This window comes from Rickettsia endosymbiont of Ixodes pacificus (assembly GCF_000965155.1).
GTDB lineage: Bacteria > Pseudomonadota > Alphaproteobacteria > Rickettsiales > Rickettsiaceae > Rickettsia > Rickettsia tamurae.
This window is the reverse complement of record NZ_LAOP01000004.1, coordinates 1-14835: the sequence shown is the minus strand read 5'-3', so window position 1 is coordinate 14835 and position 14835 is coordinate 1. Positions and strand designations below refer to the sequence as shown.

Sequence of the window (14835 nt, the reverse complement as noted above, 5' to 3'; positions counted from 1 at the left end):
GCTACAGGCTCACTCATGACCTTTTTAAATTATTCATCATCTGGACGCTCTATATTGTTGCTAGCATCGCTGTCTGTACTTACATCAGTTGCTGTTGCCTCTGATTAAGCTCTTTGTTATCATGCTTGCAAATCCTTAAAATCTCATAGTCAGATTAAAAAAGTTTAATATTACATAACTGATTAATGATCGTTCTAAATCAGATATGGCGCTTGCTTAATCTACCTTGTTTAAATCTTCCAAGTCAAACTGATATGATTCTACTATATGCATTCGCCTTGATTAGACAAATCATCTAATTGTTTTTTAATTGCACTTAATACATCTTGAATTTTGCTATAATCGTTACTATTTATTGATTTGATATGAGTAAAGATACAAAATTTTTCATCAAAGAATTATCTTGTATTAATTGAAATGTGATATCATGAGGTAACCCATATTCTAATACACTTCGATCCCATTGAAAAGCTTCAATGTTACGAGGACCGTAAATAGAGGATATCTTCATCCCTTCAATCAATCCATAAACATGCACTCTTGTTTTTTCGTAATCCCAATCTAAACGGCTTTGTTCGGAAGGGTAATAAAAAGGAATGGTAGTATGTAGAGAATACCATATAATATTCTGGAATAGATAAGTTATAATTAAAAATGCCATACAAAGAAAGAACAAAACAGGTTTGCCAAGAAAAATAGATAAGCCGAGATATAAAATAACCAATTGGTCACAATATAACGATAGTTTAAGAAAAAGAGGGATGGTCAGCCTGTATTTTCCTGAAGGTGATTTAGAGTCTTTGTTTATTAATACCCAACCTTACGTAGAGGGAGAATCTGGAGGACAACGACATACCAAGTACCATATATACAACTAATTTATACATTATATCGTTTATTTGGTTTCGGGCAGCGTCAAATAACAGGTTACTTTGAGGATCTATGGCGGGCAAGGGTCTTGAGATTCCAGTACCAAGTTTTGATCATCTATGTGATTATTTTCACAGATACCATTAGAGGTCAAACAGTTTTGCAATAAACTTGCTGTGCGTATCAAGAATAAATATCATCACAAAAACATGAAGCAATTGTTATTACCAATATTATAAATTTATGGAATTCATTCGGTAAATGTGTCACAGTCAAAATAGGATAATTACGTCTAAAAAAGACCAACAGATACCCTTCCGAACAAAGCCATATCAAACAGGGAAAAGATAATAAGCTTCCTCTAATATGTCCTATAGTAGTATATGCAAATGATCAGCCGTATACTGCTCCGAGAAGCTTTTGGGAATTATTTGAAGATAGCAAGACTGCTAAAGATTTGATGGGTGATGAGTATTTACTTGTAGACTTACAAAAACAAAGTGATGATGAGATAGAGAAAAAGCAGCATCTTGGTATGATGGAGTATATGCTTAAACATATCAAAGCTCGTGATATCTTAAATCTCTGGCAAAGTCTATTTGAGAAGTTTGAAAGCAGTATTGAAATAGATAAGGAAAATGGCTACATTTACATTAAATGGTTATTGTGGTATAGTGATGCTAAGGTGTCTGAAGATAAACAAGTAGAGCTAGCTAGGATCATACCAAGCACTTAAAAAAGAAGATCAAGAGGGACTTATGAGAACTATTGCTGATAAATATATTGATGAGGGCGTACAAAAAGGTATGGTCCAAGGCATGCAGATTGGTAGAAATGAAGGCATGCAGATTGGGGAAGCTAAAGGCTTACAGATTGGTAGAAATGAGGGGAAATATGAAGTAGCCAAAAATATGTATAATGCTGGTTCTGATATCTCTTTTATATCTAAAGTTACTGGGCTTTCTATCTCTGAACTCAACAACCTTCTTAAATCTAAATCCTAACTATTCTTTTTGGAAAGTAGTAGATTCTACTACTTTCCATCTATATCTTTACTTAATTTTTTGTTCTAGTTTCTAGCCTGCGATACTTGCTTCTTTTGCTCAAGTAAACTTTTAACTCTTCTATTTAATTCTTCCCTTCTTTTTTTGTAACAAATCCTATTGTCTTGATTTAGTGCCTCGTCTGTTATAGCACTGCTTGCGTTTGCATTTAAAATAGATTCTTGATTACTGTAGTTTCCGTTTAGGTGTTTCTGGAAGTTCTGATACTGTGATTTCATTTTTTGAAAATTTGAGAAGTTAGTGGATTTGATTTTACTCTATCTTAAATATTGTTTTTGGTCAAAAGCTATTGTAATGAACAAAGAAAATATATTTGTGCATAATTGGATTGCATGTGCAGTATGACTAAAAACATGTGTTTTACGACATATTAACTATCATCTATTTACAAATACCAAAAAATTAGCTATTTATATACGACAAACAATGTCGTATTGCTTTGCTGTGCGATAATTAACTAAAAGGGTTTTCCGTACATGCTAGTTGGATATATGAGAGTTTCTAGTGAAAATGAACACCAAGTGTTCGATCTTCAATATGATGCACTTATTAAAGAAGGCGTCGATCCAAGACATATTTTTCAAGATAAGGTAAGCGGAGCAAAAGATAATAGAAAAGGATTACAAGAAGCTCTTGATTATTTACAAGATGGCGATTGTCTCATTGTATGGAAGTTAGATAGACTCGGGCGATCATTGTCTCATCTTATTACGCTTATTGATGGCTTTAAACAGAAAAATATTGGCTTTAAATCCATAACCGAACAAATGGACACAACAACCCCTCACGGTGAGTTTTTATTCAGTGTTTTTGGAGCTCTTGCTCAATATGAACGAGCACTTACAAAAGAAAGAATTATGGCAGGTTTAAAATCTGCTAAGCAACGGGGAAAAACAGGAGGAAGACCCCGAGTTATCTCACCTGAAAAAATGCAAGCAATTAGTGAGGCACTGAAATCCGGCACAAGCAAAGCTGCAATATGCCGGACATTCAATGTTAAAAGGACTACTCTCTATGATAATCTAGAGCAGATGTGTCGTTGTCTGTAAGATTAAATCTTCGGGCTGTTGAAAAAGTTATAAAAAGAAGTAGAAAAGAGTTAATCTAAGGAATAAGCTGTATTTTTATGCTTAAATGAAGGTGTAAAGATGCAGGGTTATAAGCTTGATCAAAGTGTGAGATGTAATAGCCTTAGCTTAAGGCACATGATACCTAATGATCATTTATTAGTGAGGATTCATGAAGCTAAAGAATTAGAGTTTTCTTTTATCTATGAAATAACTAAGAATCGTTATTGTGCTAATTACGGACGTCCATCAATTGATCCTGTATTATTTTTTAGGATGCAAATAATAAGTTACTTATATGGTATAAAGTCAAATAGACGATTATGTAAAGAAATTCAGTTAAATATAGCATATAGGTGGTTTTGTGGTTTAAGTTTAGAGGATAAAGTACCGGATCATTCATCATTAAGTAGGATAAGAGATAGATTTGGGGTAGAACTATTTCAAGAAATATTTATAAGCTTGATTAAGCAATGGTATGAACTAGATATTATAAAAGGAGAAACAATTATTTCAGATGCCTCTTTAGTTGAATCTAATGCCTCTATGAATAGCCTAATATTAAGAAAAGATCAAGGTGATTCACAAAAGAGAGAATTAAAAAAATATGAACGTCGTTATCATGATTTCCGAGAAGGGAAAAAAGTAAGGAAAATATCTAATCAAACTCATGTCAGTAGGACAGATCCTGATTGTAGTCTTGTATCAAGAACTAATGGTTATAAAAAGCTATGTTATAAGACCCACTACTCAATTGATTCAGATTCACGTATTATAATAGATTGTTATGTAAGTACAGGATCACAACATGAGTGTATTGTACTTCCAAGTAGAGTTTGGAATATATTAAATAATTTTTCTTTTAGAGTAAAAGAATGGATAGCAGACAAAGGTTATGGTAGAGGTCCAACCTATGGATATTTTAAATTACTTGGAATTACAACTTATATACCTTTACATGTAGATAATCTTGGTGAAGGAAAAATAAGTAGGGGGAATTTCAATATGATAGAGAACAGGATAGATATAAGTGTCCACAGGGACATTATCTTTATCCGTATGATAAATTAGATAAAAAACAAATAAAACGTTATCGTATTACAGGAGGGCATTGTAAAAATTGCTCTCTAAAATCAGGTTGTATTTCTGATAATTATAGTAATAGAGGACGATTTATTTATCGTAATCCTTATCAGGATGAAATAGATGAGGTAAAGGTCAGACAGAATAGAATTGATTTTAAGAAAAAACTAATTGAGAGAAAGTGGAAAATAGAAGGTCTATTTGGTGAAGCTAAGGAGAATCATGGTTTACGAGGAGCAAAATTTAGAAGTGTACAGAAAACACAGATTCAAATACTGATGATTGCGATAGTACAAAATTTTAAACGGATACTTAAAATTATTTTTTGGTTTTTTTATCTACTGCTATTAAAGATAAAAAAATATTAAAGTATTTGCAACCTTGTTGATTTTTTCAACAGCCCGTGTAGAGTTTTACAAATTAATCGAGTCGGTTGGGTGCAGAATTTTATTCTTACCTACATATAGCCCAGACTTAAATCCTATAGAACATTATTGGTTTAAGATTAAGAACGAAATAAGAAAAGTTACGGGGCAATTCAAAGATATCAGTATGGCTGTAGAACACGTACTAAAGTTTATTTAACTGTACCTATTTACTATGGTCTAGCTATATTTCCCTAATGGTTATTCCCGAGCATATAAGGATATTACTTTATCATCAAATCCTTCAAGCTGAACCTGAAATCCTTTTGTACCATTATCAGGTTTAATAACACTAAGCAAACATCCTCTAGTATGGCGATAAAACCATTATTGCAAATTTCCCTGATAACCGCGATCAGCTAAGATCTTGATAAGTCTTGGGAACTTCTCCTTTAACCCAAATAATAATATCTTAGCACAATTACTATCATGAGGAGTAGCACTATGTACATCAATATTAATAGGATAACCTAAAGTATCTACAACTATATGACGTTTTCTCCCTGTTACCTTTTTCCCTCCATCATATCCTTTCTCTTCATTTTTTAAAAGAACGTGTCCTTCGCTTTGACTATCGATGATTCCTATACTAGGACTTGATTCTTTGCCTAATTGAAGTCTTACTTATACTTCTTGCACTATTCATCAAATCCTCAATTACTCCTCTATGTTTTAACCTATTAAAGTAATTAAATACTCATTTCCATGGACCAAAATCTTTAGGCAAATCTCTCCAAAAACAGCCGTTCTTGGTTATATAAAATATCCCATTCCATAATAGCCTTGCGCATCCTTAGGGGCGGACGACCTTGCTTCCCTTTTCTTTTATTGATTATTTCTTCTATTAATCCCCACTCTTCATCGCTCATGTCGCTTGTGTATCCTAGCATCTTCTCCCTTTTGGATGCTAACATACTACCTATCTTTTCTAATTACAATATTTTACGTGACTGGTTCTAAGTCAAAGGGGTTGTAACCCTTTGACTTAAGAATTAGGACTTGAGAAGCTGGTTGATTTCAGAAATAGAAAGTCCTGTAACTTTAGAGATAAAAGAAATATCAGAACCAGCAGAAAGCATATTTTTAGCTACTTCATATTTTCCTTTCGCTTCGCCAATCTGCATGCCTCGAGCTTCGCCAATCTGCATGCCTCGAGCTTCGCCAATCTGCATGCCTTGTTGTACACCTTCTTCTTTCCAATGCTGAGCTAAGCTAGTCATAAGTTTTTCTCCTTGTTCGGTATTAAGACGAGACTTTAATATTTTTTCTAGTTCTATTTTATCAGATTTGTTAATTTTAATCAATGTATAGGTTAATATCAGTTCTAGGTAATCAATACCGATATTGAGTTTAGCGAATTCAGGTAAGAGGTCAGCTACCTCATACCATCTTTTAAGTAGATCTCTCTCATGAATATGCTTCATGAAGAATTGCAATATTCCTGACCAAGCTTTTTTCTTTAATTCCTCATCAGGGATGTCATGAATATTAATCACCTGATGGTCCTTAGTCCAAATATCTTGCACCAGCTGTTTATTTTTAAATAGTTCCCAAATATTCTTTGGAGCATTGTATTTCTTTTTGCCGTTGTAAAATATTAACGGATATACGAAAGGCAGATACTTAGATTTAGGATGAAGAGTTAAATGCCTTGATGCAATATCAGTCATATATTTAAATAGCCTAAAAGCCATGAAGTGATCAGGAGTACTTTGATGCTCTAAAAGAATCCAAAAATATCCAGTATCATCATTAAACTTAGCTGAGAATAGAATATCGGATATAGAGTGTCTAAGGTCTGCTTCAACAAAGCTTTCTTTTTCCATTTTAAGAGTATGAGGCAAGAACATAGCCTGAATCTCTTTTGGAAGATGCATTTCAAAGAACTCTTTAGCTACTATTGGATTCTCTAGAGCCTTACGAATGAGTGCATCATGCCTTGGACGCTCAGAAGCACCGCTATTTTCTAAGTCTTTTTGCTGTTGTTGATTATTATGCTCTTCATTAGTCATACTTGCAAATCCTTATAACCTCATAATCATCGTATGCTCTAGCTCCCTTTCTAAGCGGAGTTCTTTAACTTCTGCTTTGACCTTAGCAAAGGTTGATGCTACATGCTTCTCATCTACAAAGCCTGGGATATTATTCTGCATCTCATGCTTCATGTATTTAAGTGGGCATGAATATTTCTTAGTGCCTACCATCACATGCTCATCATCTAATAGCTGCTTTATATTCTCATTGTGATGATCCATATAATGCTTCTCACATGTTTTACTTAAATTCTTAAGCACATTATGACTATCAGAAGAGTTAAATTGATTTAGTATCTCGTAATCCTTTAATATACCATGTTTTTGGGCATATACTACCATATTATGCATATTACTAATTAACTTATCTTGCTCTATAGTCTTAGCATTTGATATCGCAGATAATAAACTACTATCATATTGCTCTGCGTATTTAAGATTCCCATCAAGAGACTTAAAGAATTCATGTTCACGGCTAATTGCAGTTAACATTTCATCGATTGTCTTAGCGTGAGCTTTGTCTTGCTGAATCATCTGATACTGAGTCTCTAACTGATAACTCTCTAAACTTCTATCAAAATGCTTATATGTCTCTTCTAGATTTTTACTATTCTTAAGCTGTACTAATATGTCTTGCGTGCTGAAGACTCCATGCTGCTCTACTGCTGCTATATCTTTTAATTTAGGTAAAAGTTCTTGTTCCTTGTGTTCAAGAGCTTGCTGTGCTAAGTCCTGGAATTCATAATTAAATGTTCTATATTTGATGTTGCCATTTAGTGCTACAAAAAATTTCTGATCTTTTTCTAAGGCTACAAACACCTCAGATGCTATCTCATGCTTAATTTGCTCCGTATGTGATATTAATGTCTTGCTTTCTGCTTCTCTTGCAATATCCGCTAATCTTGTCTGTTCACGACGTTTTTGATAATCAGAATAAACCCCTACCACCTTAAATCCTTCCTTCTTGTACTGCCGTACTATCTCTCTCATTACAAAAGTCTCACCAGCTCCAGGATTACCTTCAAGTATGCTGATATCTGAGCCGTTGCAGACAGACAAGATTGCGTCAATCTGCTCACTACTGAACACGTGGTTCTTACTGCCAAATACATTAAGCTTTAAGCCTAAACTACCTCCTATTTTATCGTTAAATTTATTTTGTAGGTTTGCTCCTACTACATTTACCAAATCGCCTATTTGTTCTTTGAGACTATTTCTTTCTAAACTCTCAGCGTTAATATTAAGATTATGCTCTTCCTTAGCATTTAACTCTTCTATAGCAGATATATAACGACGCTCTAAATTTACTCTAGATTTTAAGGAGTATAGCGTTCTTCCCATCAAATCTTTTTGATCCATCAGCTCTATCTTGTCAGATACCAATAGCTGATTATAGAGTCTTAAGAACTCTTCTCCATATTCTTTGTTCAGATGCTCGATAGCTGGGTTGTTAGCTCTACTATCTGCTTGGTCGTTAGCCGTATTTGCTACTGAATTATTCTCTATATTTTGTGACGCATTTTCACTACTACCGCACTCCTGAACGAGTCTCTTACCAAACTCTCTAATAGCTTCTTGTTCCTTAGCAATATCACTACCTTTCGATACTAGATGCACCATCAAAGCATCTGATAATGCTATAGCTATATCTTCTTTAGTAAACACTGGCTTCGTATATGAAATACGACCAAATACTATCTCTGGATTCTCATATATCTTCTGTGCATTCTCAGCTATTATTTCTTTGTTTTTTTCTTCTAACTCCGTGCCTTGCATATGATTAGTTACTCCTCTATGCTTGGTCGGCTCTTGATCTATACCAAGTGCTTTATATGACTTACTACTGACTCTAAATGGTAAACCTACTTCCTCATACAGCTTATTAGTTGCTATCTCACATTCTTCTCTTAGAAAATATAAGACTCTTGGACTTTCTAACTCTCTATCTTTTACCTTTCCAATTACTACTTCCCCATTCTCTAAACGCCCTAACCTTCTTGTTAAATACTGTATATGCACATGTGGATTATCAGGATTGTCATAGTGAATATTAACGTCACATACTATGCCTCGTGATACTATCCATTTTTGAACATATTCCTCAACTAATCTAATATTATCTTCCTTATTTACTTCTTTAGGCAATGCAAATTCTATCTCAGCACCAGGCCTTGAATCAGCTCTTCTCTCTCTTGCTTCAGCTGCATTCCATAATAACTCTCTATCTTTTAACCATGCTATATCCTGAAATTCTTTAGATACAAATATCTTACTATATACTACTCCTTGTTTTTTGCTAAAATCATAAGTAATACTAATAGCTTCTCCACTTTCTTTATCTATAGTTTTATACACACTGAGCGCATAGCGTTTTGTGCCAACAAAACGCGAAAGTGCATTAAGGGGGCTTGCTGCCCCCCTTAAAAGAACCCCCGCAATATCTGTAAAAGAAATATGTATGATGCTTTATTATCATTGACTATTGATTATTATTGCCGGTATACTAGTTTAGTATCAAACACTTGAGATTAGAGTGAATTTAACCAGTAAACCAAAATCAGACAACACCAAAACTGATTAAATCTATTGTAAAAAAACTATGGTATACTCGTATGCAATATCAAAAAGCTACCACCTTTGATCGTAAAGCAGATAGCAGAAAAAAGATTATGCTTGGGGGGTTATTTGTCAAAGCAGGTCTTGATTATCTGCACCCAAATAATGCCCATATTCTCTACGGAATGCTACTCGATTGTAAAGAGCAATTAATACTTAATCCTAAAATTATTGATAAATGGAAAATCAAAGGACAATCACTCCTTATAAAATAATTATTAACTATAATTATCAGGTTCTTATATGCAGAAATTCTTCATAATACTTGGATTACTCATAACCACCATTGGACTTATCTATCCTCTCATCCCTTATCTTAAACTTGGACGTCTACCAGGTGACTTTTTCTTTCAAAAAGGTAACTTCTCTTTTTTCTGCCCTCTAACCTCTTGCCTGCTCTTTAGTATCTTCATCTCTTTGCTCCTATTCCTATTCGATAAATATTTCTAATCCTTAACTCTAAACATTATTGCTCTAATAAAAAGAGTAATAAATAACCTTGAAACTAAAAAATCTTATTATTATATTTATAATTTGAATCATAAACATATATTCAACAATTTTTACCTATGATTGATTACACTACTACTACACATACTACTTCTAAAACTCATGATGAAGGTCTGAGACAATTTATGTTAAAGGTTTATAACCTTATGGCTGTAGCTCTGCTATTAACTGGTAGTACTGCTATTATCACAATTTCTTGGACACCACTTGTAAACTTAATGTTTAATACTACTTTTGGCTCTATTGTTGCTTTTGCCCCTTTAACTATTGCTCATATTTCTTCTTTGGCTTCTCTAAATTATCTATTCAATCGGCACAAATCTTATTCTGGATATACGCAGTTCTAGTAGGCATGTCTTTATCTTACCTATTTCTTATCTATACTACCATATCTATTGCTAGAACTTTCTTTATCTGTGCTGCTGTCTTTGGTATGATGAGCTTATATGGATATAACACTAATAAGGATCTTACTTCTTGGGGTTCTTTCTTTTTAATGGGACTTGTCGGTTTACTGCTTACTTCACTTATTAATCTTTTCTTACAAAGTCCTGCTGTATATTTTGCTTCTTCTTTTCTAGGAGTAATCATCTTTATTGGACTAATAGTCTGGGATACTCAAAAAATTAAATCTTTCTACTTCACTAATACTGACAATCATTTAGCACAAAAAATGTCTATTGTAGCTGCTTTTAACTTATATCTAGACTTTATTAACCTATTTCTACACCTTATTAGATTCCTCGGAGGATATAAACGTCAGCAATAATTACTTGAATTTTTCTATTCTAAAACTATATCTAAAGATATATAATTATGTTACGATTCTATAGATTCTATAAATTAACCTTATATAGTCAAATTGAAGTAAAAGAAGATAATTATGTTATACAACAATATTAAATTATATTTAATAACTTGCATTACTGTCATTTTATTGGTCAATCCAGCAATTGCGGCTGAGGATAAAAAAACATCAAATAATAATCATTATACTATTTATTTACGTCATCCATTAGATTTTATTAATCGTCCTTTCTCTGCCTTTGATTATTACTGGAATAGTATATTTGATGATAGATTATCTATCTATGACTCAAGTGCTATAAAAAGTAAATTCATTCCTCAAGACAAACAATATATCCTAGTCCTAGAAGTACCAGGCTATGATAAAAGTCACATTAAACTTAAAGTAAATAATCATAAGCTTTTTATTGAAGGTAACATTGACGATACTAAAGCAAATAGTGCTACTGATCATTTAAATAAAAACTTTAATTATGTTATGTCTCTATATGATGATATTGATCAAAAGTCTATTTCTTCTAAGCTAAAAAATGGCATCTTGACCATTACTTTGCCTAGAATTGAACTCAAAAACCAAAATGCTAAAGAAATACCTGTTCAATAAAGAGCATAACGAATAATTAAAACTTTTTTGATTATTAATTTGTTATTATTTAATTTTATTTAACTTAAATAGGAGGTTTTTATGGCTTTTAATTTACCACGTATTAGAAATAAATCAGAACTACAAAATAACTCTAATAAAAGAAGCTATATTGATGATGTCTTTAATAACTTCTTTAATGAAATAGCTTCTTTTTCTTATCCTTCCTCTTACAACAATGAAAGAATGTTATCACCGAAAACTGATATTATGGAAAATGACTCTGAGTATAATCTAGAAATGGAATTACCAGGCATCACACAAGATAATATTGATCTTAAAATAGACAGTCACATCCTAACTATTGAAGGTACAAAAGAACAATCTTCTGAAAAGAAAGATCATAATTATCATATGCAGGAACGATATTATGGCTCTTTCTACCGTTCTATTAGTTTACCATCTAATATTGATGAAGAACATATAGAAGCACAATTTAAGGATGGTATCTTATCTATTAAAATACCTAAAAAAGAACAAAGTAAAGCTAAAAAAATTACAATAACTTAAAGAATCTATATTATATAATGTAAAAATGTAAATAGTAGAACCCATACTCTGGGTTCTACTTAAATACAAGGTTCCTTGCACCTTGCTTTACGGCAGATGGGAATATAAATATCAATCAACAACATCTACGCAATTATTTTTATAACTTACTTATCTTATATTTTGTGTTATAATATAATGCACATACAAATATTGGTAACTAATCATGGCAGTTTCAAAGTTCCTCGATCCTAAAAATGATGTCGCCTTCAAGAAAATCTTTGGTTCTGAAAAAAACAAAGATATTCTTATCCACTTCATCAATGATATCATGGGATTTAAAGGTGATGAACAAATACAGGATGTTACTTTCTTAACTCCTATTCAAGACCCTGATATTGCTTATAAAAAGCAATCTCTTGTTGATGTCCTTTGTAAAGCTCAAAATGGCACGCAAATCATCGTAGAAATGCAAGTATCTCCTGCTAAAGGCTTTGAGAAAAGAGCTCAATATTATGCTGCTAAAGCCTATTCCCGACAATTATCCCAAGGACAAAAACAAAACGGTCTCTAGCTAACCTCAAGGAAGTCATCTTTATTGCTATTAGTGATTATATTATCTTCCCTGATAAAGCTGATTATATCTCTCATCATGTCATCCTTGATAAAGTTACTTTTGAACATGACTTAAAGGATTTCTCTTTTAGCTTTATTGAACTACCTAAATTTAATATAGATAAAATTGAAGACTTAAAAACTATTACCGAAAAATGGTGCTATTTCTTTAAATATGCTGCTAACACAAGTGAAGCTGACCTGCAGAAAATTATAGGTAGTGATCTTGTAGTAGGGCGTGCTTATGAAGCATTAAATCAGTTTAACTGGCATGCAGCAGAACTCCTTGCTTATGAGCAGGAAATTAAACGCATCATGGATAACAAAGCTGTCGAAGATTTCATGATTGAATCCGCTGAAGCTAGAGGAAAAGCTGAAGGCGAATATACTAAATCAATAGAAGTGGCAAAAAATATGCTTTCAGCTGACTCTGATCCTGATTTTATTTCCAAGGTTACTGGTTTATCTATTGCTGAAATCAACAAACTAAGAAACGAGTAGTAAAACGTTATGCAAACTGCAAGATCTACATTGAAGCTTAAAATACCGATACAAGCTATTCTACCTCAGCTACCACAAAAACAAGTAGTAGTCATCGATAAGCATGCATTACAGCAAAAAACTGGTAGTACCCAACCTACTAACAGTGTCAAACCTAATGCTCAACACAATAAAGTTGCAAAAGTCCAAGCATTAACTGCTGAGCAACAAGAAGCTGTCCAAGCTAAACTGACACGATGGAAAAAAGAATACAAACAAGTTTTAAAATTATTACAAACAAAATACCCTCTATGTTTCGCAATGAAAGCAAAACCTTTAGCTATAGGTATTCACAAGGAAATTATAGATACAGAAAAAGAGAATTTCTCAAAACAACAAATTCACAGATTCTTTAGAAGATATTGCTCTGATAAAAGATACAAAAAATTACTAGTCGAAGGTAAACAACGCTTTAACCTAGATGGCACCCCTGCTACTTTAGTGACTAAAGAAGAAGTGCCGCCAAAAACTAACAAATTCTTTAAACCTAAAAAATCTTAATTATCTGACATCTACAGAGTTCCTTTTCATCTGTATTTTACATAAATAATTATTAGGATCTAAAATATGCAATTATCCCGCTCATATGATACTACTAGCATCATCGATAAAAACACAGATATAAAAACAGAGAACAATATTACCTACAATTATAAAAAAAGACGTGAAGAATTAAATCAAGTAGTAAAACATCACATAGAACGACAAAAGCAAAAAGTAGTAAAAAAGAGCAAAACTCTATATGTCTAAAAACGAACGTTTCCGTACACCCCTTATTCCTATGTTGTAGTAGTTGACCGGGCTGTTGAAAAAATCAACAAGGTTGCAAATACTTTAATATTTTTTTATCTTTAATAGCAGTAGATAAAAAAACCAAAAAATAATTTTAAGTATCCGTTTAAAATTTTGTACTATCGCAATCATCAGTATTTGAATCTGTGTTTTCTGTACACTTCTAAATTTTGCTCCTCGTAAACCATGATTCTCCTTAGCTTCACCAAATAGACCTTCTATTTTCCACTTTCTCTCAATTAGTTTTTTCTTAAAATCAATTCTATTCTGTCTGACCTTTACCTCATCTATTTCATCCTGATAAGGATTACGATAAATAAATCGTCCTCTATTACTATAATTATCAGAAATACAACCTGATTTTAGAGAGCAATTTTTACAATGCCCTCCTGTAATACGATAACGTTTTATTTGTTTTTTATCTAATTTATCATACGGATAAAGATAATGTCCCTGTGGACACTTATATCTATCCTGTTCTCTATCATATTGAAATTCCCCCCTACTTATTTTTCCTTCACCAAGATTATCTACATGTAAAGGTATATAAGTTGTAATTCCAAGTAATTTAAAATATCCATAGGTTGGACCTCTACCATAACCTTTGTCTGCTATCCATTCTTTTACTCTAAAAGAAAAATTATTTAATATATTCCAAACTCTACTTGGAAGTACAATACACTCATGTTGTGATCCTGTACTTACATAACAATCTATTATAATACGTGAATCTGAATCAATTGAGTAGTGGGTCTTATAACATAGCTTTTTATAACCATTAGTTCTTGATACAAGACTACAATCAGGATCTGTCCTACTGACATGAGTTTGATTAGATATTTTCCTTACTTTTTTCCCTTCTCGGAAATCATGATAACGACGTTCATATTTTTTTAATTCTCTCTTTTGTGAATCACCTTGATCTTTTCTTAATATTAGGCTATTCATAGAGGCATTAGATTCAACTAAAGAGGCATCTGAAATAATTGTTTCTCCTTTTATAATATCTAGTTCATACCATTGCTTAATCAAGCTTATAAATATTTCTTGAAATAGTTCTACCCCAAATCTATCTCTTATCCTACTTAATGATGAATGATCCGGTACTTTATCCTCTAAACTTAAACCACAAAACCACCTATATGCTATATTTAACTGAATTTCTTTACATAATCGTCTATTTGACTTTATACCATATAAGTAACTTATTATTTGCATCCTAAAAAATAATACAGGATCAATTGATGGACGTCCGTAATTAGCACATAACGATTCTTAGTT

15 protein-coding genes and 4 pseudogenes are annotated in these 14835 nt (G+C 32.5%); 13 read left to right on the top strand and 6 right to left on the bottom strand.

Features of this window, described 5'->3' with window-relative positions; all coding sequences use genetic code 11:
• Window positions 1–352: 352 nt before the first annotated feature.
• A complete protein-coding gene (locus tag REIP_RS08125; protein ID WP_045804430.1) occupies window positions 353–661 on the bottom strand; it encodes a hypothetical protein in 309 nt (102 codons plus the stop codon).
• Window positions 662–1204: 543 nt separating this feature from the next.
• Here REIP_RS08125 and REIP_RS10330 point away from each other — a divergent pair.
• The 5 genes and pseudogenes from REIP_RS10330 to REIP_RS10320 all read left to right on the top strand — a co-directional run.
• Window positions 1205–1874 (top strand): annotated as a pseudogene (locus REIP_RS10330) (Rpn family recombination-promoting nuclease/putative transposase); the annotation flags it as partial.
• 536 nt (window positions 1875–2410) lie between these two features.
• Complete coding sequence (locus REIP_RS08105; protein WP_082068326.1) at window positions 2411–2983, top strand: recombinase family protein; 573 nt, start codon at window positions 2411–2413, stop codon at window positions 2981–2983.
• Window positions 2984–3139: 156 nt separating this feature from the next.
• Window positions 3140–4072, top strand: coding sequence for a transposase (locus REIP_RS08100; RefSeq protein ID WP_197069182.1), 933 nt, complete (start codon window positions 3140–3142; stop codon window positions 4070–4072).
• Window positions 4073–4083: 11 nt separating this feature from the next.
• A complete protein-coding gene (locus tag REIP_RS13825; protein ID WP_410525696.1) occupies window positions 4084–4452 on the top strand; it encodes a transposase in 369 nt (122 codons plus the stop codon).
• 52 nt (window positions 4453–4504) lie between these two features.
• Window positions 4505–4669 (top strand): annotated as a pseudogene (locus tag REIP_RS10320) (transposase); the annotation flags it as partial.
• A 167-nt stretch (window positions 4670–4836) separates the two neighbouring features.
• Here REIP_RS10320 and REIP_RS13820 read toward each other — a convergent pair.
• The 4 genes from REIP_RS13820 to REIP_RS12955 form a co-directional block, all read right to left on the bottom strand.
• Window positions 4837–5097, bottom strand: coding sequence for a transposase (locus REIP_RS13820; RefSeq protein WP_082068331.1), 261 nt, complete (start codon window positions 5095–5097; stop codon window positions 4837–4839).
• A 109-nt stretch (window positions 5098–5206) separates the two neighbouring features.
• Window positions 5207–5266 (bottom strand): hypothetical protein, encoded by a 60-nt coding sequence (locus REIP_RS13815; RefSeq protein ID WP_367889945.1) that lies wholly within the window; start codon window positions 5264–5266, stop codon window positions 5207–5209.
• 235 nt (window positions 5267–5501) lie between these two features.
• Window positions 5502–6521 (bottom strand): Rpn family recombination-promoting nuclease/putative transposase, encoded by a 1020-nt coding sequence (locus tag REIP_RS08090; protein WP_045804411.1) that lies wholly within the window; start codon window positions 6519–6521, stop codon window positions 5502–5504.
• A 12-nt stretch (window positions 6522–6533) separates the two neighbouring features.
• Complete coding sequence (locus tag REIP_RS12955; RefSeq protein ID WP_082068327.1) at window positions 6534–8897, bottom strand: MobA/MobL family protein; 2364 nt, start codon at window positions 8895–8897, stop codon at window positions 6534–6536.
• A gap of 257 nt (window positions 8898–9154) precedes the next feature.
• On the opposite strand from REIP_RS12955, the gene REIP_RS08075 reads away from it, so the two are divergent.
• From REIP_RS08075 to REIP_RS10295, 8 genes and pseudogenes are all read left to right on the top strand, one after another.
• Window positions 9155–9373 (top strand): conjugal transfer protein TraD, encoded by a 219-nt coding sequence (locus tag REIP_RS08075; RefSeq protein WP_045804412.1) that lies wholly within the window; start codon window positions 9155–9157, stop codon window positions 9371–9373.
• Window positions 9374–9401: 28 nt separating this feature from the next.
• Window positions 9402–9608, top strand: coding sequence for a DUF2905 domain-containing protein (locus REIP_RS10300; RefSeq protein ID WP_082068328.1), 207 nt, complete (start codon window positions 9402–9404; stop codon window positions 9606–9608).
• A 119-nt stretch (window positions 9609–9727) separates the two neighbouring features.
• Window positions 9728–10437 (top strand): annotated as a pseudogene (locus REIP_RS08070) (Bax inhibitor-1/YccA family protein).
• A 129-nt stretch (window positions 10438–10566) separates the two neighbouring features.
• Window positions 10567–11079, top strand: coding sequence for an Hsp20/alpha crystallin family protein (locus REIP_RS08065; protein WP_410525712.1), 513 nt, complete (start codon window positions 10567–10569; stop codon window positions 11077–11079).
• Between the two features lie 81 nt (window positions 11080–11160).
• A complete protein-coding gene (locus REIP_RS08060) occupies window positions 11161–11628 on the top strand; it encodes an Hsp20/alpha crystallin family protein (protein ID WP_052691126.1) in 468 nt (155 codons plus the stop codon).
• Window positions 11629–11833: 205 nt separating this feature from the next.
• Window positions 11834–12723 (top strand): annotated as a pseudogene (locus tag REIP_RS08645) (Rpn family recombination-promoting nuclease/putative transposase).
• A gap of 30 nt (window positions 12724–12753) precedes the next feature.
• The gene (locus REIP_RS08640; protein ID WP_052691127.1) at window positions 12754–13263 is read left to right on the top strand and encodes a ProQ/FINO family protein; all 510 of its coding nucleotides are present in this window, start codon (window positions 12754–12756) and stop codon (window positions 13261–13263) included.
• 66 nt (window positions 13264–13329) lie between these two features.
• Window positions 13330–13512, top strand: coding sequence for a hypothetical protein (locus REIP_RS10295; protein WP_082068330.1), 183 nt, complete (start codon window positions 13330–13332; stop codon window positions 13510–13512).
• Window positions 13513–13596: 84 nt separating this feature from the next.
• On the opposite strand, the gene REIP_RS08040 is transcribed toward REIP_RS10295, so the two are convergent.
• Window positions 13597–14796: an IS1182 family transposase gene (locus REIP_RS08040; RefSeq protein WP_269429033.1), complete on the bottom strand. Its 1200-nt coding sequence runs from the start codon at window positions 14794–14796 to the stop codon at window positions 13597–13599.
• Window positions 14797–14835: the final 39 nt, after the last annotated feature.